The sequence below is a fragment of the Pseudomonas gozinkensis genome, assembly GCF_014863585.1.
Taxonomy (GTDB): domain Bacteria; phylum Pseudomonadota; class Gammaproteobacteria; order Pseudomonadales; family Pseudomonadaceae; genus Aquipseudomonas; species Aquipseudomonas gozinkensis.
Genome location: NZ_CP062253.1, coordinates 428,044 through 450,033 on the forward strand (window position 1 = coordinate 428,044; position 21,990 = coordinate 450,033).

19 protein-coding genes are annotated in these 21,990 nt (G+C 62.1%); 17 read left to right on the forward strand and 2 right to left on the reverse strand.

The features are described from left to right. Positions 1 to 182: 182 nt before the first annotated feature. Positions 183 to 2,075: a methyl-accepting chemotaxis protein gene (locus IHQ43_RS01890; protein WP_208492428.1), complete on the reverse strand. Its 1,893-nt coding sequence runs from the start codon at positions 2,073 to 2,075 to the stop codon at positions 183 to 185. 282 nt (positions 2,076 to 2,357) lie between these two features. On the opposite strand from IHQ43_RS01890, the gene IHQ43_RS01895 reads away from it, so the two are divergent. Together IHQ43_RS01895 and IHQ43_RS01900 are read left to right on the forward strand one after the other, a co-directional pair. Further along, positions 2,358 to 2,612 carry a hypothetical protein gene (locus IHQ43_RS01895; RefSeq protein ID WP_007952486.1) on the forward strand — a complete coding sequence of 85 codons (255 nt, stop codon included), beginning with the start codon at positions 2,358 to 2,360 and terminating at the stop codon, positions 2,610 to 2,612. 31 nt (positions 2,613 to 2,643) lie between these two features. After that, positions 2,644 to 3,213, forward strand: coding sequence for a lipocalin family protein (locus IHQ43_RS01900; protein ID WP_192563187.1), 570 nt, complete (start codon positions 2,644 to 2,646; stop codon positions 3,211 to 3,213). Between the two features lie 189 nt (positions 3,214 to 3,402). Here the strand turns inward: IHQ43_RS01900 and IHQ43_RS01905 are convergent, their stop codons facing one another. Next, a complete protein-coding gene (locus tag IHQ43_RS01905) occupies positions 3,403 to 4,767 on the reverse strand; it encodes a formimidoylglutamate deiminase (protein ID WP_192563188.1) in 1,365 nt (454 codons plus the stop codon). 146 nt (positions 4,768 to 4,913) lie between these two features. Between IHQ43_RS01905 and hutC the strand changes: the two genes are divergently transcribed. The 15 genes from hutC to dtd all read left to right on the forward strand — a co-directional run bounded on the left by hutC (position 4,914) and on the right by dtd (position 21,859). After that, positions 4,914 to 5,624, forward strand: a complete 711-nt coding sequence (gene hutC / locus IHQ43_RS01910) for a histidine utilization repressor (protein ID WP_170844914.1) — start codon at positions 4,914 to 4,916, stop codon at positions 5,622 to 5,624. Positions 5,625 to 5,633: 9 nt separating this feature from the next. Continuing rightward, entirely contained in the window at positions 5,634 to 6,203 is a 570-nt protein-coding gene (locus tag IHQ43_RS01915; RefSeq protein ID WP_192563189.1) for a HutD/Ves family protein, read from the forward strand. A gap of 456 nt (positions 6,204 to 6,659) precedes the next feature. Continuing rightward, the gene (hutU, locus tag IHQ43_RS01920; protein WP_064382814.1) at positions 6,660 to 8,342 is read left to right on the forward strand and encodes a urocanate hydratase; all 1,683 of its coding nucleotides are present in this window, start codon (positions 6,660 to 6,662) and stop codon (positions 8,340 to 8,342) included. Positions 8,343 to 8,504: 162 nt separating this feature from the next. Beyond that, the gene (locus IHQ43_RS01925) at positions 8,505 to 9,977 is read left to right on the forward strand and encodes a purine-cytosine permease family protein (protein WP_085608389.1); all 1,473 of its coding nucleotides are present in this window, start codon (positions 8,505 to 8,507) and stop codon (positions 9,975 to 9,977) included. Positions 9,978 to 10,047: 70 nt separating this feature from the next. Next, on the forward strand, positions 10,048 to 11,016 hold the full coding sequence (locus IHQ43_RS01930) for an ABC transporter substrate-binding protein (RefSeq protein ID WP_192563190.1): 969 nt from the start codon (positions 10,048 to 10,050) through the stop codon (positions 11,014 to 11,016). An 84-nt stretch (positions 11,017 to 11,100) separates the two neighbouring features. Next, a complete protein-coding gene (locus IHQ43_RS01935) occupies positions 11,101 to 11,952 on the forward strand; it encodes an ABC transporter permease (protein ID WP_007952475.1) in 852 nt (283 codons plus the stop codon). After that, positions 11,949 to 12,779, forward strand: a complete 831-nt coding sequence (locus IHQ43_RS01940) for a quaternary amine ABC transporter ATP-binding protein (protein WP_179692956.1) — start codon at positions 11,949 to 11,951, stop codon at positions 12,777 to 12,779. Before IHQ43_RS01935 ends, IHQ43_RS01940 begins: the two co-directional genes overlap by 4 nt. A gap of 145 nt (positions 12,780 to 12,924) precedes the next feature. Further along, a complete protein-coding gene (hutH, locus tag IHQ43_RS01945) occupies positions 12,925 to 14,448 on the forward strand; it encodes a histidine ammonia-lyase (RefSeq protein WP_192563191.1) in 1,524 nt (507 codons plus the stop codon). Between the two features lie 116 nt (positions 14,449 to 14,564). Then, positions 14,565 to 16,097, forward strand: a complete 1,533-nt coding sequence (gene hutH, locus IHQ43_RS01950) for a histidine ammonia-lyase (protein ID WP_192563192.1) — start codon at positions 14,565 to 14,567, stop codon at positions 16,095 to 16,097. Positions 16,098 to 16,196: 99 nt separating this feature from the next. Further along, positions 16,197 to 17,402, forward strand: coding sequence for an imidazolonepropionase (hutI, locus tag IHQ43_RS01955; RefSeq protein WP_192563193.1), 1,206 nt, complete (start codon positions 16,197 to 16,199; stop codon positions 17,400 to 17,402). A 10-nt stretch (positions 17,403 to 17,412) separates the two neighbouring features. Next, on the forward strand, positions 17,413 to 18,216 hold the full coding sequence (gene hutG / locus IHQ43_RS01960; RefSeq protein WP_192563194.1) for an N-formylglutamate deformylase: 804 nt from the start codon (positions 17,413 to 17,415) through the stop codon (positions 18,214 to 18,216). Positions 18,217 to 18,484: 268 nt separating this feature from the next. Continuing rightward, complete coding sequence (locus tag IHQ43_RS01965; RefSeq protein WP_192563195.1) at positions 18,485 to 19,432, forward strand: choline ABC transporter substrate-binding protein; 948 nt, start codon at positions 18,485 to 18,487, stop codon at positions 19,430 to 19,432. Next, positions 19,432 to 20,349 (forward strand): alpha/beta hydrolase, encoded by a 918-nt coding sequence (locus tag IHQ43_RS01970; RefSeq protein WP_192563196.1) that lies wholly within the window; start codon positions 19,432 to 19,434, stop codon positions 20,347 to 20,349. Before IHQ43_RS01965 ends, IHQ43_RS01970 begins: the two co-directional genes overlap by 1 nt. A 104-nt stretch (positions 20,350 to 20,453) precedes the next feature. Then, positions 20,454 to 21,425 carry a prolyl aminopeptidase gene (gene pip / locus IHQ43_RS01975; RefSeq protein WP_169428482.1) on the forward strand — a complete coding sequence of 324 codons (972 nt, stop codon included), beginning with the start codon at positions 20,454 to 20,456 and terminating at the stop codon, positions 21,423 to 21,425. Continuing rightward, complete coding sequence (gene dtd / locus IHQ43_RS01980) at positions 21,422 to 21,859, forward strand: D-aminoacyl-tRNA deacylase (RefSeq protein WP_064592873.1); 438 nt, start codon at positions 21,422 to 21,424, stop codon at positions 21,857 to 21,859. Before pip ends, dtd begins: the two co-directional genes overlap by 4 nt. Positions 21,860 to 21,990: the final 131 nt, after the last annotated feature.

Genomic DNA, 21,990 nt, shown 5'->3' on the forward strand with positions numbered 1-21,990 from the left:
GCCACATCTCCTTGCGAATCGCGGATTACATTTCCGGCCTTCTGCGTCATGTATACCGCTATCGCGGGCAAGCCCGCTCCCACAGTGTTTGATGTGAAACACAAATTGTGTAAACACACATTACCTGTGGGAGCTACGGTGCGACGACTCGACTTGCCAGCGATGAGGTCAGTAGCCGCGCCTCAGATCCGGAAACTACCCACCAACTGCTTGAGTCGCGCAGCCTGCTGCTCCAGATCCGCACAAGCCCGCAACGTCGCCTGCAAGTTTTCCACACCTTCCTGGTTCAGCGTGTTGATCTCGTTGATATCAACGTTGATCGACTCGACCACCGCCGTCTGCTCTTCCGTCGCCGTCGCTACCGACTGGTTCATGCCGTCGATCTCGCCGATGCGCTGGGTCACGCTGCCCAAGCGTTCGCCGGCCTGGTTGGCGATGCCGACGCTGCTTTCGCTCTCGCGCTGGCTCTCGGTCATGATGCCGACCGCCTGACGCGCGCCGACTTGCAGCTCTTCAATCATCTTCTGCACTTGCTGCGCCGAATCCTGGGTGCGGTGCGCCAGGTTGCGGACTTCGTCGGCCACCACGGCGAAACCACGACCGGCCTCACCGGCACGGGCCGCTTCGATGGCGGCGTTGAGCGCCAGCAGGTTGGTCTGCTGGGAGATGCTGGTGATCACTTCCAGAATCTGCCCGATGTTCACGGTGTTGCTGTTCAGGGTTTCGATGTTGCCGCAGGAGTCGCTGATCTTCGCCGACAGCTGTTGCATCGCGTGGATGGTTTTATCCACCACCTGCTGGCCGTCTTCGGCCAGGCTGCGCGCATCGCTTGAGTGTTGCGAGGCGAGGGCGGCGTTCTGGGCGATTTCCTGGGCGGCGGCGCCGAGCTGGTTGATCGCGGCGGCCACGCTGTTGGTGCGCGAGGCCTGCTGGTCGGAGTTGAACATCGACGAGTTCGACGCGGCGACTACGCGCAGGGCGACTTCGTTGACTTGCCCGGTGGCCGACGACACTTCGCGGATCGAGGTGTGAATGCGCTCGACGAAACGGTTGAACGAGGTGCCCAGTGCGCCGAATTCATCGTGGCCGTGAATGGTCAGGCGTTTGGTCAGGTCACCTTCGCCTTCGGCGATGTCGTGCATGGCGCGGCCCATGGTCAGCAGCGGCTGCATCAGCACGCGGATCAGCATGCCGAGCAGGGCGATGATGATTACCACGGCGATGACCATGGCGATCAGCGCCGAGGTGCGGAATTCGCTGAGCATCGAGAACGCGGTGTCCTTGTCCAGCACCAGCGCCACGTACCAGTCGGCCGACGGCACGCCGTTGACGTGGGTGAAGGAGATCAGTTGGGTCTTGCCGTCGAACTCGACTTCTTTCAGGCCCGGACTGACTTTCGGCGCACCGTTGGGGTAGGCCTCGGCCAGGGTTTTGAGCACCAGCTTGCTGTCCGGGTGGATCAGGATCTTGCCGTCGGCACTGACGATGAACGCGTGACCGTGGCCGCCGAAGTTCAGCGAGTTGATGATCGCGCTGACGCTGGAGAGATCAATGTCGGCGCCGGCCACACCGATCATCTGGCCCTGGCGCTGCACCGGCGTGGCGACGGTGATCACCAGTTTGCCCGACGAGGCGGCGATGTACGGTTCGGTGACGATGGTCTGTTGCGCAGCGTTGGCTGCCTTGTACCAGCCGCGGGCGCGCGGATCGTAATCAGGTGCACGGTTGCCGGCCGGAACCGAGAACATCACACCGTCGGCGCCGCCGAAGTAGCTGAGCTGGAAATTGCCGGTGTAGGCGGGCAGGTCGATGATGCGTTTCAGGCTGGCCGGCGCGTTGCCGTCGGCGACAACCTGTTGCGCCATCGATTGCAGCAACTGGATGCGGCTTTCCAGCCAGGTCTGGATGTTGCTGGTGGTCAGGCTGCCCAGTTCCTGCATTGATGCTTCGGTGCTGCTTTGCAGGGCTTCGCGCTGGCGATAGTCGTTGAACAAAATGAAACAGGCGAACGCAACGGCCACCACGAGGGCGGCAGCCAACAAGATCTTGTGGCTGAATTTCATGTTTCTGGTCATTAAGTGAGCTACCGCGAAGGGGCTGGTCAAGAAAGGGCGGCAATTTGCCACACTATCGGGCTTTGCGCTGCTCTTATTTCGACCGCGCCGCGCCAAAGATTAGGCGGTTTTTGCGAAAAGCGACGAAATGCTCAATACCCCTACGAACTGTCTGATTTGCCGACGAATGCCGGACGAGCGGGCTAACAAATAGCCAGCCTCCCAGGGAACCAGACAGGGGTTTTCTCTTCTAAGCTTCTGGTTGGCGCCATGCCATCCCCCTTCCGTTCCAGGAGTTCCACCATGTCGCTGCGATCTATCGCCCTGCTGTCGTTTTGCGTGCTGTTGGCCGCATGCAGCAAGGTCAATCAGGAAAACTATTCGAAGCTTTCGGCCGGCATGGCCAAAGCCGAAGTGGAGACGCTGCTTGGCAAGCCCACCGATTGCTCGGGCGCGCTCGGCATGTCCAGTTGCACCTGGGGCGACAAGAACAGCTTTATCAGCGTGCAGTACGCCGGTGACAAAGTGCTGATGTTTTCCGGCCAAGGCCTGAAGTAAACCGGGGCTACGCGCCCACGGGAGAAAAACAATGAAGCGGTTATTGCTTGTTCTTTTGGCCGGCCTGGTATTGGCCGGCTGCGCCACGTCCGGTGAAGATCCGCTGGCGCCGAAGACGGTCAACAGTGTCAATCTCAAGCGTTACCAGGGCACCTGGTACGAGCTGGCGCGTCTGCCGATGTACTTCCAGCGCAATTGCGCGCAATCCGAAGCCCGTTATTCCCTCAAGCCCGACGGCAATATCGCGGTGTACAACCGCTGCCTGACGGCGGACTGGCAGTGGGAAGAAGTCAAAGGCACGGCTTATCCACAGGTGCCGGGCAAGACCGACAAGCTGTGGGTCGAATTCGATACCTGGTTCTCGCGGCTGATTCCGGGTGTGGCGAAGGGGCAATACTGGGTGCTGTACGTCAGCGATGACTACAAGACCGCCCTCGTCGGCGACCCGAGTCGTCGCTACCTGTGGCTGTTGTCCCGCACGCCGACTGTCAACGGTGTGGTGCGCGAGGAACTGCTGAGCAAGGCGCGTCAGCAGGGTTACGACACCACGCGACTGATCTGGCGTACGTCGGATCAGCAGATGGCCAAGACGTCCAACTGAGCACTGCTCTCTGATCGTTCCCACGCTCTGCGTGGGAATGCAGCCCGGGACGCTCCGCGTCCCAAAAGCGGACGCAGAGCGTCCATTGAGGCATTACCACGCAGACGGTTCGACGCCTCGACGTGGGAACGATCAGTAGCTGAGGTGCAAAAAAACCTGTGGAGGACAACCCCACAGGTTTTTTTTGTGTCAGCCCAAAAGCTCTCGCAGAACCTGGGTGAAGGCGCGATTGCTGTCCTCCTCCCCGGCATGTCGCCCGTCACGAACGACCCATTGACCGTTGACCAGCACATCGCGCACCTGACGGTCGCCACCGGCGAACAGCCAGCGATTGAGAATCCCGTCACCGCTGGCCGTGGCCAGATACGGATCACTGCCATCGAGCACAATCCAGTCGGCACGCTTGCCGACTTCCAGCGCGCCGATTGGCTGGCCCAGAGCCTGAGCGCCGCCATCCAGCGCTGCGTCGTACAGCGTACGGCCGACCATCGGCTGATCCGCGCCATACAAGCGGTTGCGCCGCTGATCGCGCAGGCGTTGGCCGTATTCCAGCCAGCGCAGTTCTTCCACCACACTCAAAGACACATGGCTGTCGGAACCGATGCCCATGCGCCCGCCCTGAGCGAGGAAATCCACTGCCGGGAAAATCCCGTCGCCAAGGTTGGCCTCGGTGGTCAGGCAGAGACCGGCGATGGCGCGACTCTTGGCCATCAGCGTGACTTCTTCCGGATTGGCGTGGGTCGCGTGCACCAGGCACCAGCGCTGATCGACTTCGGTGTTTTCGTACAGCCATTGCAGCGGGCGGCGACCGCTCCAGCTCAGGCAGTCGTCGACTTCCTTCTGCTGTTCGGCGATGTGGATGTGCACCGGGCATTGCTTGTCGCTGGCCGCCAGCACTTCGCTGATTTGCTGCGGCGTGACCGCGCGCAACGAGTGGAAGCACAGGCCCAGCGACTGCGCCTTCTGTTGAGCCAACAGCGGCTGCAGGCGCGATTGCAGTGCCAGATAGTTTTCGGTGCTGTTGATGAAGCGGCGCTGGCCTTCGTTCGGCGTCTGGCCGCCGAAGCCGCTGTGGCTGTAGAGCACAGGCAGCAAGGTCAGACCGATACCTGCCGAGCTGGCTGCCTGGCTGATGCGCAACGCCAGCTCGGCCGGGTCGGCGTACGGCTGGCCGTTGTGACCGTGGTGGACGTAATGGAATTCGGCGACCGAGGTGTAACCGGCCTTGAGCATTTCGATGTACAGCTGACGGGCAATCACACCGAGCTGGTCGGGGCTGATTTTTCCGACGAGCCGATACATCAGATCGCGCCAGGTCCAGAAACTGTCGTTGGGATTGCCCGCCACTTCAGCAAGTCCCGCCATCGCCCGCTGGAACGCGTGGGAGTGCAGATTCGGCATCCCCGGCAGCAGCGGGCCGCTCAACCGTTCGGCGCCATCTGCGGTGGAATCGGCCTGGATTCGGGTCAGCACGCCATCGGCGCTGACCTCGAGACGTACATTGTTGGCCCATCCGTTAGGCAGCAGCGCGCGTTCGGCAAAGAAGGCGGACATGGTTCAGCACCCCATCGTGTGTTATTTGTATATACATATACAGACGTTTGCCTGCCCGGTAAACTCCGGCAAGCTAGCAACTTTCATCCAATGAACAGGGATCCACCGTGCCGACTCCGCCTCCAGTCTCCCCGTTGGCCGCGAACATGGGCGACAGTCCGGCGCCCTTGTACGCCCGCGTCAAGCAGATGATCACCCAGCAGATCGACAGCGGTAACTGGCCGCCGCACTACCGCGTTCCGTCGGAAAGCGAACTGGTCAGCCAGCTAGGCTTCAGCCGCATGACGATCAACCGCGCACTGCGGGAAATGACTGCCGACGGTCTGCTGGTACGTATGCAAGGCGTCGGTACTTTTGTCGCCGAACCGAAGAGCCAGTCCGCGCTGTTCGAAGTGCACAACATCGCCGACGAAATCGCCTCCCGTGGCCATCGCCACACCTGCCAGGTGATTACCCTGGAAGAAGAGGCCGCCGGCTCCGAGCGCGCGCTGGCGCTGGACATGCGTGAAGGGCAGAAAGTCTTTCACTCGCTGATCGTGCATTACGAAAACGACATTCCGGTGCAGATCGAAGACCGTTTCGTCAACGCGCTGGTCGCCCCGGAATACCTCAAGCAGGATTTCACCCTGCAAACGCCTTACGCCTATCTGAACCAGGTCGCGCCGCTGACCGAAGGCGAGCACGTGGTCGAAGCGATCCTCGCCGAAGCGTCCGAATGCAAATTGCTGCAGATCGAAAAAGGCGAGCCTTGCCTGTTGATCCGCCGCCGCACGTGGTCGGGTCGTCAGCCAGTGACGGCGGCGCGTCTGATTCACCCCGGTTCCCGTCATCGTCTGGAAGGTCGGTTTCATAAATAGAGAGCATAAATGAGTGAAGTGAAGGTTTTACGCGCCGAAGGCTACCCGCGCATGCCGTGGAAAAACGGCGGCGGCAGCACCGAGGAAATCACCCGTGACGCCGGCGCCGGCCTCGACGGTTTTGGCTGGCGTCTGTCGATTGCCGACATTGCCGAATCCGGCGGCTTCTCGACCTTCGCCGGTTACCAGCGAGTGATCACGGTATTGCAGGGCGACGGCATGACCCTGTGTGTCGACGGCGACGTTACACGGCCGTTGTTACCCCTCGACCCGTTTGCCTTCAGCGGCGAGAGCCAGGTGTCCTGCACCTTGCTCGGCGGCGCAATCCGCGACTTCAACCTGATCTATTCGCCCCAGCGCTACAGCGCACGCCTGCAATGGCTGGACGGCGAACAGCGGTTTTTCAGTTCGGCGAGCACCGTGCTGGTCTTCAGCGCCAGTGAACTACTGGAGGTCACGGTCGGTGGTCGCGCCTCGCAACTCGGCCGCCATGACTGCCTGCAACTGGACGGTAACACCGGGCTGGCCGAGATCGCCGTCAATGCCGGCTGCTGCGTGATCGAACTGTCCCCGCGCTGATTCGTTCACACGCTCTGCGTGATCGTTCCCACGTCGAACCGTCCGCGTGGGAACGATCTAACGATCAAAAACCGCTGCTTTGAAAGCAGCGGTTTTTTTTCGTCCCGACGTTCCCGAAATGCGCACCAACTTGTTACCGAACGCCCCAGCGTGGCGCAAAACCACGCTTTCGTAACAACCTCTCGCCGCCCTCAATCCACCCCGGGAAAAATTTCATGGACGCCAGAGCCCTTGATTCAGGCGCTCTCCAGCCCTGTCCGGGATTTTTGTTGAACGACCCTCCAACAAGTTGGCCGCTCGATTGCATATGCTTGTATGTACAAGTAAAGACGTATGCGTATGAGTCGAACGAGACTCTCCGCAGCGTCCACTGATTCGCTTGTCGCGCACTGATGCGCACAGGCTGCTTGCCCACTGCCAGGGTTGGTTTGAATTGATCGCTGAGGAGTCTTTTTCGTGACTGACAACAACCGCACTAAATTCCGTGACGTCGAAATCCGCGCCGCCCGCGGCAACAAGCTGACCGCCAAGAGCTGGCTGACCGAAGCGCCGCTGCGCATGCTGATGAACAACCTCGATCCGGAAGTCGCCGAGAACCCGAAAGAGCTGGTGGTCTACGGTGGCATCGGTCGCGCTGCGCGTAACTGGGAGTGCTACGACAAGATCGTCGAGAGCCTGACCAACCTCAACGAAGACGAAACCCTGCTGGTGCAATCGGGCAAGCCGGTCGGCGTGTTCAAGACCCACAGCAACGCCCCGCGCGTGCTGATCGCCAACTCCAACCTGGTGCCGCACTGGGCGACCTGGGAACACTTCAACGAACTCGACGCCAAAGGTCTGGCCATGTACGGCCAGATGACCGCCGGCAGCTGGATCTACATCGGCAGCCAGGGCATCGTCCAGGGCACCTACGAAACCTTCGTTGAAGCCGGTCGCCAGCACTACAACGACAACCTCACCGGCAAATGGGTACTGACCGCCGGCCTTGGTGGCATGGGCGGCGCCCAGCCACTGGCCGCAACCCTCGCCGGTGCCTGCTCGCTGAACATTGAATGCCAGCAGATCAGCATCGATTTCCGCCTCAAGACCCGCTACGTCGACGAGCAGGCCAAAGACCTCGACGACGCACTGGCCCGCATCGCCAAATACACCTCCGAAGGCAAGGCCGTTTCCATCGCCCTGTGCGGCAACGCCGCTGAAATCCTTCCGGAACTGGTCAAGCGCGGCGTGCGTCCGGATATGGTCACCGACCAGACCAGCGCCCACGACCCGCTCAACGGTTACCTGCCGGCCGGCTGGACCTGGGACGAATACCGCGCCCGCGCCAAGACCGAGCCAGCCGCTGTGGTCAAGGCCGCCAAGCAATCGATGGCCGTTCACGTCAAAGCCATGCTCGACTTCCAGAAAATGGGCGTGCCGACTTTCGACTACGGCAACAACATCCGTCAGATGGCTCAGGAAGAAGGCGTCGAAAACGCATTCGATTTCCCGGGCTTCGTACCGGCCTACATCCGTCCGCTGTTCTGCCGTGGCATCGGCCCGTTCCGCTGGGCTGCGCTGTCGGGTGATCCACAGGACATCTACAAGACCGACGCCAAAGTCAAAGAGCTGATCCCGGACGACGCCCACCTGCACAACTGGCTGGACATGGCCCGCGAGCGCATCAGCTTCCAGGGTCTGCCGGCGCGTATCTGCTGGGTCGGCCTGGGCCTGCGCGCCAAGCTCGGTCTGGCGTTCAACGAAATGGTCCGCAGCGGCGAGCTGTCGGCACCGATCGTGATCGGTCGCGACCACCTCGACTCCGGCTCGGTTTCCAGCCCGAACCGTGAAACCGAATCGATGCAGGACGGCTCCGATGCAGTCTCCGACTGGCCGCTGCTCAACGCGCTGCTGAACACCGCGAGCGGTGCGACCTGGGTGTCCCTGCACCACGGCGGCGGCGTCGGCATGGGCTTCTCCCAGCACTCGGGCATGGTGATTGTCTGCGACGGTACTGACGAAGCGGCCGAGCGTATCGCTCGCGTCCTGCACAACGACCCGGGTACCGGTGTGATGCGTCACGCCGATGCCGGTTACCAGATCGCCATCGACTGCGCCAAGGAACAAGGGCTGAACCTGCCGATGATTACCGGCAAATAAAAGGCTTGGCTTTATGTGGGAGCGAGCTTGCTCGCGAAGAGGCCGGCACATCCAGTATCTGTGCTGACTGACAAATCGCTTTCGCGAGCAAGCTCGCTCCCACAGAAAAGCTGCCCTACAGAAGCTTAGTGAACAATCAGAACAATCCACAGAGGTTGAATCATGGCGGGCAACACCGATCGTGCAGGCAGTAAACCGTTGATCGAAAGGCGTTCGATCGACTACATCCCGGAAGCGGAAAGACACGGTCGTCTGTTCAGTCAGTTCACCCTGTGGATGGGTGCCAACCTGCAAATCACCGCGATTGTCACCGGGGCCCTGGCCGTGGTGCTGGGCGGCGATGTGTTCTGGTCGTTGATCGGTCTGCTGATCGGTCAATTGCTGGGCGGCGGGGTGATGGCGCTGCATGCGGCACAAGGGCCGAAGCTTGGCCTGCCGCAGATGATTTCCAGCCGGGTGCAGTTCGGCGTCTACGGCGCGGCGATTCCGATCGTGCTGGTGTGCCTGATGTACCTCGGCTTCACCGCCACCGGGACCGTGTTGTCCGGTCAGGCGCTGGGCCAGTTGTTCGGGGTCAGCGACACCGTCGGCATCCTGCTTTTTGCCAGCGTCATCGTCGTGGTCACGGTGCTCGGCTATCGGGTGATTCACTGGATCGGCCGCATCGCCAGTGTCATTGGCGTGATTGCTTTCGTTTATCTGTTCAGCCGTCTGATGAGCCAGGTGGACGTCGGCGCACTTCTGGAAATCCGCCACTTCAGCTGGAGCAGTTTCCTGCTGGCGGTGTCGCTCGCGGCCTCCTGGCAGATCGCTTTCGGCCCGTACGTGGCGGACTACTCGCGCTACCTGCCGAGCAAGGTGTCTTCGGTGAAAACCTTCTTTGCCGCCGGTGCCGGTTCGGTGATTGGTGCGCAGGTGGCGATGATCCTCGGTGTGTTCGCGGCCGCTTCGGCCAACGGGCAATTCGCCGGTCATGAAGTCGCTTACATCGTGGGTCTGGGCGGGACCGGTGCCACCGCCGCGCTGCTGTATTTCAGCATTGCGTTCGGCAAGGTCACCATCTCCACCCTGAACTCCTACGGCAGCTTCATGTGCATCGCGACAATCATCAGCGGCTTCCGTGGCCACCTGACGGTTACCCGGATGCAGCGTCTGGTGTTCGTGCTGGTGATCGTCGGCGCGGCGACCCTGATCGCGCTGCTCGGCCAGCACTCGTTCCTCGGTGCATTCAAGTCCTTCATCCTGTTCCTGCTGGCGTTCTTCACGCCGTGGAGCGCGATCAACCTGGTGGACTACTACTGCATCACCCGCGAGCGCTATGACGTACCGGCGCTGGCGGATCCGAACGGTCGCTACGGCCGCTGGAACATCCTCGGTATCAGCGTTTATGTGTTCGGGGTGCTGGTGCAACTGCCGTTCATTTCCACCAAGTTCTATACCGGTCCATTGGTAGCGGCCCTGGGGGATGTGGATATTTCCTGGATCATCGGTCTCGTGCTGCCCGCAGCGCTGTACTACGTCTGCGCGAAAAAATGGCACGGCACCGTACCCGATCGACTGATTCTGCCCGTCGAGCAGGACAGCGTTGTACAACCTAAAACAAGCGGGGCCGGTCGCGCTGCGGCGCAGGCCTGATCTGGACGTGGACAGGGCTGGATGCCTCTTGACTGCCGTAAGCCAATTCATGATTAGGAGCGTCACAACAATGAAATCGAACAAGACCCTGCTGACCACATTGCTTTCCATGGGCCTGCTGGCCAGCGCCGGCGCGACCCAGGCCGCCGGCTGGTGCGAGTCCGGCAAACCGGTGAAATTCGCCGGCCTGAACTGGGAAAGCGGCATGCTGCTGACCGACGTTCTGCAAGTGGTGCTGGAGAAAGGTTACGACTGCAAGACCGACAGCCTGCCGGGCAACTCCATCACCATGGAAAACGCCCTGAGCAGCAACGACATCCAGATCTTCGCCGAAGAATGGGTCGGCCGCAGCGAGGTCTGGAACAAGGCCGAGAAGGCCGGCAAGGTCGTCGGTGTCGGCGCCCCGGTGGTGGGTGCGATCGAAGGCTGGTACGTGCCGCGCTACGTGATCGAAGGCGACGCCAAACGCAAACTCGAAGCCAAGGCGCCGGACCTGAAAAACATCACCGACCTGGGCAAATACGCCGCTGTCTTCAAGGACGCCGAAGAGCCTTCCAAGGGCCGCTTCTACAACTGCCCGGCCGGCTGGACCTGCGAGCTGGACAACAGCGAAATGCTGAAAAGCTACGGCCTGGAAAACAGCTACACCAACTTCCGTCCGGGCACCGGTCCGGCGCTGGATGCGGCCGTGCTGTCGAGCTACAAGCGTGGCGAGCCGATCCTGTTCTACTACTGGTCGCCAACCCCGCTGATGGGCCAGATCGACGCGGTGAAACTGGAAGAGAAAGCGGGCGTCGACAAGACCGTGACCATCAAGGTCGGTCTGTCCAAGACCTTCCACGAACAAGCGCCGGAGCTGGTGGCCGTGCTGGAAAAGGTCAACCTGCCGATCGACCTGCTGAACCAGAACCTGGGCCGCATGGCGAAGGAACGTATCGAGTCGCCAAAACTGGCGAAAATCTTCCTCAAGGAACATCCTGAGGTCTGGCATGCGTGGGTGAGTGAAGACGCTGCCAAGAAAATCGACGCGGCGCTGTAGGTCGAATTCCTCCCGGCCAACCGAGAGGCTGGCCGGGGTGTTCGCCGCAATCGCTTGATTGAGTTTCCTGATTGAGAGCCGCTTATGTTTCCCGAAAGCTTTACCTTTTCCATCGCCGACTGGGTCAACGGTTGGGTCGATGCGCTGGTCACCAACTACGGCGATGTGTTCCGCCATATCTCCGACACCCTGCTGTGGGCCATCGTCAATCTTGAAGGCCTGCTGCGCGCCGCGCCGTGGTGGTTGATGCTGGCCATCGTCGGCGTCGTGGCCTGGCACGCAACGCGCAAAGTCGTGACCACCGCGGTGATCGTCGGTCTGTTGTTCCTGGTCGGCGCTGTCGGTCTGTGGGACAAGTTGATGCAGACCCTCGCGCTGATGATGGTGGCGACGGTCATTTCGGTGCTGATCGGCGTACCGCTGGGGATTCTCTCGGCGCGCAGTAATCGCCTGCGTTCGGTGCTGATGCCGTTGCTCGACATCATGCAGACCATGCCCAGCTTCGTGTACCTGATTCCGGTGCTGATGCTGTTCGGCCTGGGCAAGGTGCCGGCGATTTTCGCCACCGTGATCTACGCCGCGCCGCCGCTGATCCGCCTGACCGATCTGGGCATCCGCCAGGTCGACGGCGAAGTGATGGAAGCGATCAACGCCTTCGGTGCCAACCGCTGGCAGCAACTGTTCGGCGTGCAACTGCCGCTGGCCCTGCCGAGCATCATGGCCGGGATCAACCAGACCACCATGATGGCCCTGTCGATGGTGGTGATCGCCTCGATGATCGGCGCCCGTGGCCTGGGTGAAGATGTGCTGGTGGGCATTCAGACCCTCAACGTCGGACGTGGCCTGGAAGCCGGTCTGGCGATCGTGATTCTCGCAGTGGTCATCGACCGCATTACCCAGGCGTATGGTCGGCCACGGCATGAGGTGAGCAAATGAGCAACGCAACCGTGAGCAAGATCGAAGTCAAAAACGTCTTCAAGATTTTCGGCAACCGCGCCAAGGATGCACTGGCGATGGTCGGCCAGGGCAAGACCAAGGATCAGGTGCTGAACGAAACCGGTTGCGTGGTCGGGGTCAACGACTTGTCCCTGAGCATCGGCACCGGCGAGATCTTCGTGATCATGGGCCTGTCCGGCTCCGGCAAATCGACGCTGGTGCGCCACTTCAACCGCCTGATCGACCCGACCAGCGGCGCGATCCTGGTGGACGGCGTGGACATCCTGCAATACGACATGGAAGCCCTGCGCGAATTTCGCCGGCACAAGATCAGCATGGTGTTCCAGAGCTTCGGCCTGCTGCCGCACAAGACCGTCCTCGACAACGTCGCCTACGGCCTGAAGGTGCGTGGCGAGACCAAGCAGCTGTGCGCCGAACGTGCGCTGCACTGGATCAACACGGTGGGCCTCAAGGGCTACGAAAACAAATACCCGCACCAGCTCTCCGGCGGCATGCGCCAACGTGTGGGCCTGGCCCGCGCCCTGGCGGCGGACACCGACATCATCCTGATGGACGAAGCGTTCAGTGCGCTGGATCCGCTGATCCGCGCCGAGATGCAGGACCAGTTGCTGGAGCTGCAAAAGACCCTGCACAAGACCATCGTCTTCATCACCCACGACCTCGACGAGGCCGTGCGCATCGGCAACCGCATCGCGATCCTCAAGGACGGCCGCCTGATCCAGGTCGGTACGCCGAAAGAGATCCTGCATTCGCCGGCGGACGAATATGTCGACCGCTTTGTGCAGCGGCGGGCGGCGGTGGTCTGATCTGAGTTTTGCAGTGCACAGACTGGCCTCATCGCGGGCAAGCCCGCTCCCACAGGGATTGTGTGAGCACCGGAGATTCTGTGGGAGCTGGCTTGCCAGCGATGAGGCCGGTGAAGCTGCATCAAAATTATGGTTGAGGTAAGTGATGTCCCAGGCTGAAAAAATCGTTATCGCCGACGCTCCGATGCGTTGGCAGGATGTGGTCGCAGTCGCCCGTCACGGCGCGCAGCTCGAGCTGTCGGCGCAGACCTGGGCGCGCATTGAAAACGCACAGGGCATCGTCCAGCGCATTGTTGCCAGCGGCGAGCGCGCCTATGGCGTGAACACCGGGCTCGGTGCGCTGTGCAACGTCTCGCTGAAAGACGAACAGCTCAGCCAGCTGTCGCGCAACACTTTGCTCAGCCATGCCTGTGGCGTCGGCCCGGTGCTGGCCGACGAGCAGACCCGGGCAATCATGTGCTCGGCGATCCGCAACTACAGCCACGGCAAATCCGGCATTCATCGTCGGGTGGTCGAAGCGCTGCTGGCACTGCTCAATCGCGGCATCACCCCGCAAGTGCCGTCGCAGGGCTCGGTGGGTTACCTGACCCACATGGCGCACATCGGCATCGCGCTGCTGGGCGTGGGCAATGTCAGCTATCGCGGGCAGGTTGTGTCCGCACAGCAGGCGCTGGCCGAAGAGGGTCTGCAACCGGTGCAGCTCGGGGCGAAGGACGGTCTGTGTCTGGTCAACGGTACGCCGTGCATGACCGGCCTCGGTTGCCTGGCAATTGCCGACGCTACGCGTCTGCTGCAATGGGCCGACGTGATTGGCGCCATGAGCTTCGAAGCCCAGCGCGGCCAGATCGCCGCGTTCGATGCCGAAATCATCGCGCTCAAGCCGCATCCGGGCATGCAGCAGGTCGGCGTCAATCTGCGCGCCTTGCTCGATGGCAGCGAAGTGATTGCGACGAGCAAAGGCATTCGCACCCAAGACGCGCTGAGCATCCGCTCGATCCCGCAGGTGCACGGCGCCGCCCGCGATCAACTGGAACACGCGATCAAACAGATCGAAACCGAACTCAACGGCTGCACCGACAACCCGTTGCTGCTGGGCACGCCGGATGACTTCCGGGTGATGTCCCAGGCCAACCCGCACGGGCAATCGGTGGCGCTGGCGGCGGATCTGCTGGCGATCGCGATGGCCGAAATCGGCTCGATTGCCGAGCGGCGTCTGGATCGTCTGATCAACCCGCACGTCAGCGGTCTGCCGGCGTTTCTGGTGGCCAATCCGGGGGTGAACTCCGGGATGATGATCGTGCAATACGTCGCCGCGTCGCTGTGCGCGGAAAACCGCCAGTTGGCGCAGCCGGCGGTGCTCGACAACTATGTCACCTCGGGCCTGCAGGAAGACCATCTGAGCATGGGCACCAACGCCGCGCTGAAGCTGCACCGCGCGCTGGAAAACTGCACGCAGATCCTCGCCATCGAGTACCTGCTGGCGGCCCAGGCATTTGAATTCCTCAAGGAACAGCGCTTCGGCGCGGGCACCGATACCGCCTGGCGACTGCTGCGCGAAAAAGTCCCGGCCTACGATCAGGACCGCTGGCTGGCGCCGGACATCGCCGCTGCCGCAAGCGTTCTGAAAGACACGGATTTGTTGCACAACGCATTACCGAATCTGCACTGAAAACTACCCACGCCAGCGTGCCAAGGCGCGGCTCCCCAAAAGGGCAGACGCGACGGACAACGGACATCTCCGGAGCGTCTGGCGAGTTAACAATAAACTCTCAAAAGGAGCACAAAATGACTGCGCTGAATCTGATCCCCGGCCAACTGAGCCTGGCCCAACTGCGTGACGTCTATCAGAACCCGGTCAAGCTGACCCTCGACAACAGCGCCAGCGCGCAGATCGAAGCCAGCGTGGCCTGCGTCGAGCAGATCCTCGCGGAAAACCGCACCGCCTACGGCATCAACACCGGTTTCGGCCTGCTGGCCTCGACCCGCATCGCCAGCGAAGACCTGGAAAACCTCCAGCGCTCGCTGGTGCTGTCCCACGCCGCCGGCGTCGGCCAGCCGATCAGCGACGAGCTGGTGCGTCTGATCATGGTGCTCAAGGTCAACAGCCTCAGCCGTGGTTTCTCCGGTATCCGTCGTGTGGTGATCGATGCGCTGATCGCCCTGATCAACGCCGAGGTTTACCCGCACATTCCGTTGAAAGGCTCGGTCGGTGCCTCCGGTGACCTCGCGCCATTGGCGCACATGTCTCTGGTGCTGCTGGGCGAGGGCAAGGCGCGCTATAAGGGCGAGTGGATGGAAGCGACCGAAGCGCTGAAAGTCGCCGGTCTGACGCCGCTGACGCTGGCCGCCAAAGAAGGTCTGGCGCTGCTCAACGGTACTCAGGTGTCCACCGCATTCGCTTTGCGCGGTCTGTTCGAAGGTGAAGACCTGTTCGCCGGCGCACTGGCGCTGGGTGGTCTGACGGTCGAAGCGGTGCTCGGCTCGCGTTCGCCGTTCGACGCACGTATCCATGCCGCCCGTGGCCAGAAAGGCCAGATCGACGCCGCTGCCGCTTACCGCGATCTGCTGGGCGAGCGCAGCGAAGTCTCCGACTCGCACCAGAACTGCGAAAAGGTTCAGGACCCGTACTCGCTGCGTTGCCAGCCGCAAGTCATGGGGGCGTGCCTGACCCAGTTCCGTCAGGCTGCCGAAGTGCTGGCTGTCGAAGCCAACGCCGTATCCGACAACCCGCTGGTGTTCGCGGCCGAAGGCGACGTGATTTCCGGCGGCAACTTCCACGCCGAACCGGTGGCCATGGCCGCTGACAACATGGCCCTGGCCATTGCTGAAATCGGTTCCCTGAGCGAGCGTCGTATCTCGCTGATGATGGACAAGCACATGTCGCAACTGCCGCCGTTCCTGGTGGCTAACGGTGGCGTGAACTCCGGCTTCATGATCGCCCAGGTGACCGCTGCGGCCCTGGCCAGCGAAAACAAGGCGCTGTCCCATCCGCATTCGGTGGACAGCCTGCCGACCTCCGCCAACCAGGAAGACCATGTTTCGATGGCCCCGGCTGCCGGCAAGCGCCTGTGGGAAATGGCCGAGAACACCCGCGGGATTCTCGCGGTGGAATGGCTGGCGGCGGTGCAGGGTCTGGACCTGCGCAACGGCCTGAAGACCTCGGCCAAACTGGAACAGGCCCGAGGGATTCTGCGTCGCGAAGTGCCGTTCTACGAGAAGGACCGCTTCTTCGCGCCGGACATCAATGCCGCGACCGAACTGCTGGCTTCGCGGTGCCTGACCGAACTGGTTCCAGCCAAGCTTTTGCCTAGCCTGTAAGGGCCCTTTCGCTGGCAAGCCAGCTCCCACAGGGACAACGCAATACCTGTGGGAGCTGGCTTGCCAGCGATACGATTTTGAACAAGACGAGGACTTGGGATGAAAACCCTCTGGCAACACTGCCACGTCGCAACCATGGCGCAAGGCGTCTACTCGATCATCGAGGATGCGGCCATCGTGACGTCCGGTGCACTCATCGAGTGGATCGGCCCGCGCAGCCAATTGCCGTCAGGCGAATACCCGGCGGTCAATGACCTGCAAGGCGCGTGGGTCACTCCCGGCCTGATCGACTGCCACACCCACACCGTGTTCGGCGGCAACCGCAGCGGCGAATTCGAGCAGCGCCTGCAAGGCGTCAGCTACGCCGAGATCGCCGCAGCAGGCGGCGGCATCGCCAGCACCGTGCGTGCCACCCGCGAAGCCTCGGAAGACGAACTGTTCGCCAGCGCCGCCAAGCGCTTGAAAAGCCTGATGCGCGACGGCGTGACCACGGTCGAAATGAAGTCCGGCTACGGCCTTGATCTGGCCAGCGAACGCAAGATTCTGCGGGTCATCCGCCGTCTCGCCGCCGAACTGCCGATCAGCGTGCGCAGCACCTGTCTTGCCGCCCACGCGCTGCCGCCGGAATACAAGGATCGCGCCGACGACTACATCGATCACATCTGCGCCGAAATGCTGCCAGCCCTGGCTGCCGAAGGGCTGGTGGATGCAGTCGATGCGTTCTGCGAATACCTGGCGTTCTCCCCGGAACAGGTCGAGCGAGTGTTCATCGCCGCGCAAAAACTCGGCCTGCCGGTGAAACTGCACGCCGAGCAATTGTCGTCGCTGCACGGCTCCAGCCTCGCTGCGCGCTATCACGCGTTGTCCGCCGATCACCTGGAGTTCATGGACGAAGCCGACGCCATCGCCATGGCCGAATCCGACACCGTCGCGGTGCTGCTGCCGGGCGCGTTCTACTTCCTGCGCGAAACCCAGTTGCCGCCGATGGAAGCCCTGCGCAAACACAAAGTGAAAATCGCCATCGCCAGCGACCTCAACCCCGGCACCTCGCCGGCGCTGTCGTTGCGCCTGATGCTGAACATGGCCTGCACCTGTTTCCGCATGACCCCGGAAGAAGCTTTGGCCGGCGCCACGATTCATGCGGCGCAAGCCTTGGGCATGGCCGAGTCCCACGGCTCGCTGGAAGCCGGCAAGGTCGCGGATTTTGTTGCCTGGCAGATCGACCGGCCGGCGGATCTGGCGTACTGGCTGGGTGGTGAACTGGATAAACGCGTCGTGCGTCACGGCGTCGAATCAAGTCTGTAGGAGAGCGGTTGTGGATAAGGTTCTGAACTTCAAACAAGGTCGCGTGCCGCTGCTGATCAGCATGCCCCACGCCGGTGTGCGCCTGACCCCGGCGGTCGAGGCCGGGTTGATCCCGGACGCGAAAAGCCTGCCGGACACCGACTGGCACATTCCGCAGCTCTACGACTTCGCCGCCGAACTGGGCGCCAGCACCCTGGCGGCCGAATACTCGCGGTTTGTCATCGACCTGAATCGGCCGTCCGACGACAAGCCGTTGTATGCCGGCGCCACCACCGGTCTGTACCCGGCGACGCTGTTCGATGGCATTCCGTTGTTCAAGGACGGGCAGGAGCCGTCGAAAGAAGAGCGTGCGACGTACCTGGAGCAGATCTGGACGCCGTACCACCGCACCTTGCGGGAAGAGCTGGCGCGGCTGAAGGCCGAGTTCGGTTACGCGCTGCTGTTCGATGCGCATTCGATCCGCTCGATCATCCCGCACCTGTTCGACGGCAAGCTGCCGGACTTCAACCTCGGCACCTTCAACGGCGCCAGTTGCGACCCGCAACTGGCCACACAACTGGAAGCGATCTGCGCCCGCCACGCCGATTACAGCCATGTGCTGAACGGACGCTTCAAGGGCGGCCATATCACCCGTCACTACGGCAACCCGGCCGGGAACATCCACGCCGTGCAACTGGAGCTGGGCCAGTGCACCTACATGGAAGAGTTCGAACCGTTCCGCTACCGCGCCGATCTGGCGGAGCCGACGCGGGTGGTGTTGAAGGAACTGCTGCAAGGGCTGCTCGTCTGGGGCAAATCCCACTACAACGCGTAACCCTCTGCTGACTCTGATCGTTCCCACGCTCCGCGTGGGAATGCCTCTAGGGACGCTCCGCGTCCAGTGACGCAGAGCGTCACGGGCTGCATTCCCACGCGGAGCGTGGGAACGATCTAGCTGGGGGGTGGAACCAAACAGTCGCCACCGTGCAAATCCCCGTCGCCTCAGTTCGCTTTTCCCGCTCGTCTGCTGCGTAATGTTTCGGCCACGGTGCAAGAAGACACCGATCCGAACAATAACCCGCTGCCGCACGAGACGATCCCACATGAAAAAACTGTTCACTCGTTGTGCGTTAATCCTTACCGGCAGTGCGCTGCTCAGCGCCGGCGCCATGGCTTCCGACGATGCATCCTGCAAAACCGTGCGCATGGGCGTGGTCAACTGGACCGACGTGATCGCCACCAGCGGCATGGCCGACGTGCTGCTCAACGGCCTCGGCTACGAAAGCAAACAGACCAGCGCCGTGCAGCAAATCATCTTCGCCGGTATCCGCGACAAGCGCCTCGATATCTTCCTCGGCTACTGGAAGCCGGCGATGGACAAGAACATCGCGCCGTTCCTCGCCGCCAATCAGGTCAAGGTCATGGACAAGCCCAGCCTGGCCGACGCCCAGGCGACTCTGGCGGTTCCGGACTACGTGGCGGCGGCAGGGCTGAAAACCTTTGGCGACATCGCGAAATTCAAGGATCAGCTCGGTGGCAAGATTTACGGCATCGAGCCCGGTAGCGGCGCCAACACCACGATCAAGACGATGATCGAAACCAACCATTTCGGTCTGAAGGATTTCAAGATCATCGAATCCGGTGAGGCCGGCATGCTCGCCGCCGTGCAGCGGGCGGTGAACCGCAAGGAATTCGTGGTGTTCGTCGGCTGGACCCCGCACCCGATGAATATCAACATGAAGATCACCTACCTGACCGGCAGCGAAGACGTCTACGGCCCGAACGAAGGTGCCGCCACCGTTTCCACCGTCACCGCGCCGGACTACGCCGAGCGCTGCCCGAACGTCCATCAACTGCTGGAAAACCTGACGTTCACCGCCGCCCAGGAAAGCCAGTTGATGGTGCCGATCATGGAGCGCAAGACACCGCAGGACGTGGCGAAAACCTGGCTGCGTGAACATCCGGAAGATCTGCAGCGTTGGCTGGCGGGTGTCAGCAGTTTTGACGGCAAGGACGGCGTGGCCACGGTCCAGGCCAGCCTGAAAAACTGATGGGCACTTATCCACTCTCGCCGTCGATGGCGGCGTTCGTCGCCAGAACCGAAAGCTTTGCCAGCGATGACAGCAGCCTCAGCGGATTGCGCAAATCCTATGACGCCATGTGCCGCGCCTTCACGCCCGAACGGCCGGCGGGTCTGGAGGTGGTGGATTTCCAGTTGAGCGAGGTGGCGGTGCGCTCGTATCGCCCGCCTGTCCGGCCATCGGCCAGTGGCTGGCCATGCGTGCTGTATCTGCACGGCGGCGGTTGGGTGGTCGGCGGGCTGGATTCCCATGACTTCATCTGCTGCGAGCTGGCCATGGCCGTCGGGGCGATGGTAGTGGCGGTGGATTACCGGTTGGCGCCGGAGCATCCGTTCCCGGCCGGTTTCGAGGATTGCCTGAGCGTCTGGCGCGCGTTGCGCAGCGGGCCGTTCTGGTTTGATCCCGGACGGATGCTGGTGGCGGGCGACAGTGCCGGGGGCAATCTGGCGGCGGCGCTGTGCCTGGCGCTGCGCGATGCCGGCGAGCCGCTGCCGGGCGCGCAGGTCTTGATCTATCCGGGGCTGGGGGGCGACGAGCAGTTGGCGTCACGCAGCGAATGCGCCGATGCGCCGTTGCTCGCCAGCAGCGATGTCGATTGTTATCACGCCCTGTACCTGCGCGGCACCGTGAAGCCGAACGCTTATGCGATGCCGTTGCTGGCCGGGGACTTCAGCGGTTTGCCCCCGGCCTGGATTGCCGTGGCGCAGTTCGATCCGCTGCGTGACGATGGCGTGTGCTACGCCGAGCGGCTGAACGCAGCGGGCGTCGACGCGGCGCTGTACTACGGCGAAGGGCTGGTTCACGGTTGCCTGCGGGCGCGGCATGAGGTCGCCGAGGTCGATCGTCTCTACGAAAACCTGCTGGGGTTCATGGCTGACAAATTGTGACGGCGCGCGGGCATGCTCATTGACGTAAATCGGGTTTATGATGCCGGACGGCAGAATAATAGAAGTCCCCCCAGGGATGACCTCGACCCCTTACGGAGCGCGCAATGCAGACTTTGTTTCCGCAGATCAAACCTCACGCACGGCACGATCTGGCCGTCGATGACACCCATACGCTGTACGTCGACGAAAGCGGTTCACCGGAAGGCTTGCCGGTGGTGTTCATTCACGGAGGTCCCGGCGCCGGGTGCGACGCCCAGAGTCGCCGCTACTTCGATCCGAACCTGTATCGCATTGTCACCTTCGACCAGCGCGGCTGCGGTCGCTCCACGCCCCACGCCAGCCTGGAAAACAACACCACCTGGGATCTGGTCGAAGACCTCGAGCGCATCCGCAAACACCTGGGCATCGACAAATGGGTGCTGTTCGGCGGCTCCTGGGGTTCAACCCTGGCGCTGGCCTACGCGCAGACCCACCCGGAGCGCGTGCATGGGCTGATCCTGCGCGGGATCTTTCTCTGCCGCCCGCAGGAAATCGAATGGTTCTACCAGGCCGGCGCCAGCCGTCTGTTCCCCGATTACTGGCAGGACTACCTCGCGCCAATCCCGCTGGACGAGCGCGACGACCTGCTCAGCGCTTTCCACAAGCGCCTGACCGGCAACGACCAGATCGCCCAGATGCACGCGGCCAAGGCCTGGTCGACCTGGGAAGGGCGCACCGCGACCCTGCGTCCGAATCCGCTGGTGGTCGATCGTTTCTCCGAACCGCAGCGCGCCTTGTCGATTGCGCGGATCGAATGCCACTACTTCACCAACAATGCGTTCCTTGAGCCAAACCAGCTGATCCGCGACATGGGCAAGATCGCCCATCTGCCGGGCGTGATCATTCATGGTCGCTACGACGTGATCTGCCCGCTCGACAACGCCTGGGAACTGCATCAGGCCTGGCCGAACAGCGAGCTGCAGGTGATCCGCGATGCCGGCCACGCCGCCTCGGAGCCGGGTATCACCGATGCGCTGGTGCGCGCCGCCAGCAATATGGCCCGTCGTCTGCTTGACCTGCCGCCCGAAGAAGCATGAAGGGTCTGTTGCAGCGCGTGAAAGGCGCGCGGGTCGAAGTGGCGGGCGAGGTGGTCGGCAGTGTCGATCAGGGTTTGCTGGTGCTGGTGGCGGTCGAACCCGACGACACGCCGGCCAGCGCCGACAAACTTCTGCATAAGCTGCTTAACTATCGGGTGTTCAGTGACGCCGAGGGCAAGATGAATCTGTCCTTGGCGGATGTGGGTGGCGGGTTGCTGCTGGTCTCTCAGTTCACCCTCGCCGCCGACACCAAAAGCGGGTTGCGTCCGAGTTTCTCGACCGCCGCCCCTCCGGCGCTGGGCGAAGAATTATTCGACTATCTATTAAGCAAAGCGAAACAGATGCATGGCACAGTGGCATCAGGTAGATTCGGCGCGGATATGCAGGTGCACCTGGTCAACGATGGCCCGGTAACCTTCCTGTTACAGACATGAAAGCGCTTGAAACATCTTTTTAAGGGCTTTTCGACTGAAAACAGGGAATTTTCGCGATAAATACTTTGTTACCCCTGATGCGTTGTCACGCGGGCTACTAGATAATCGCGCGCTACGGGGATCAGCGTTCG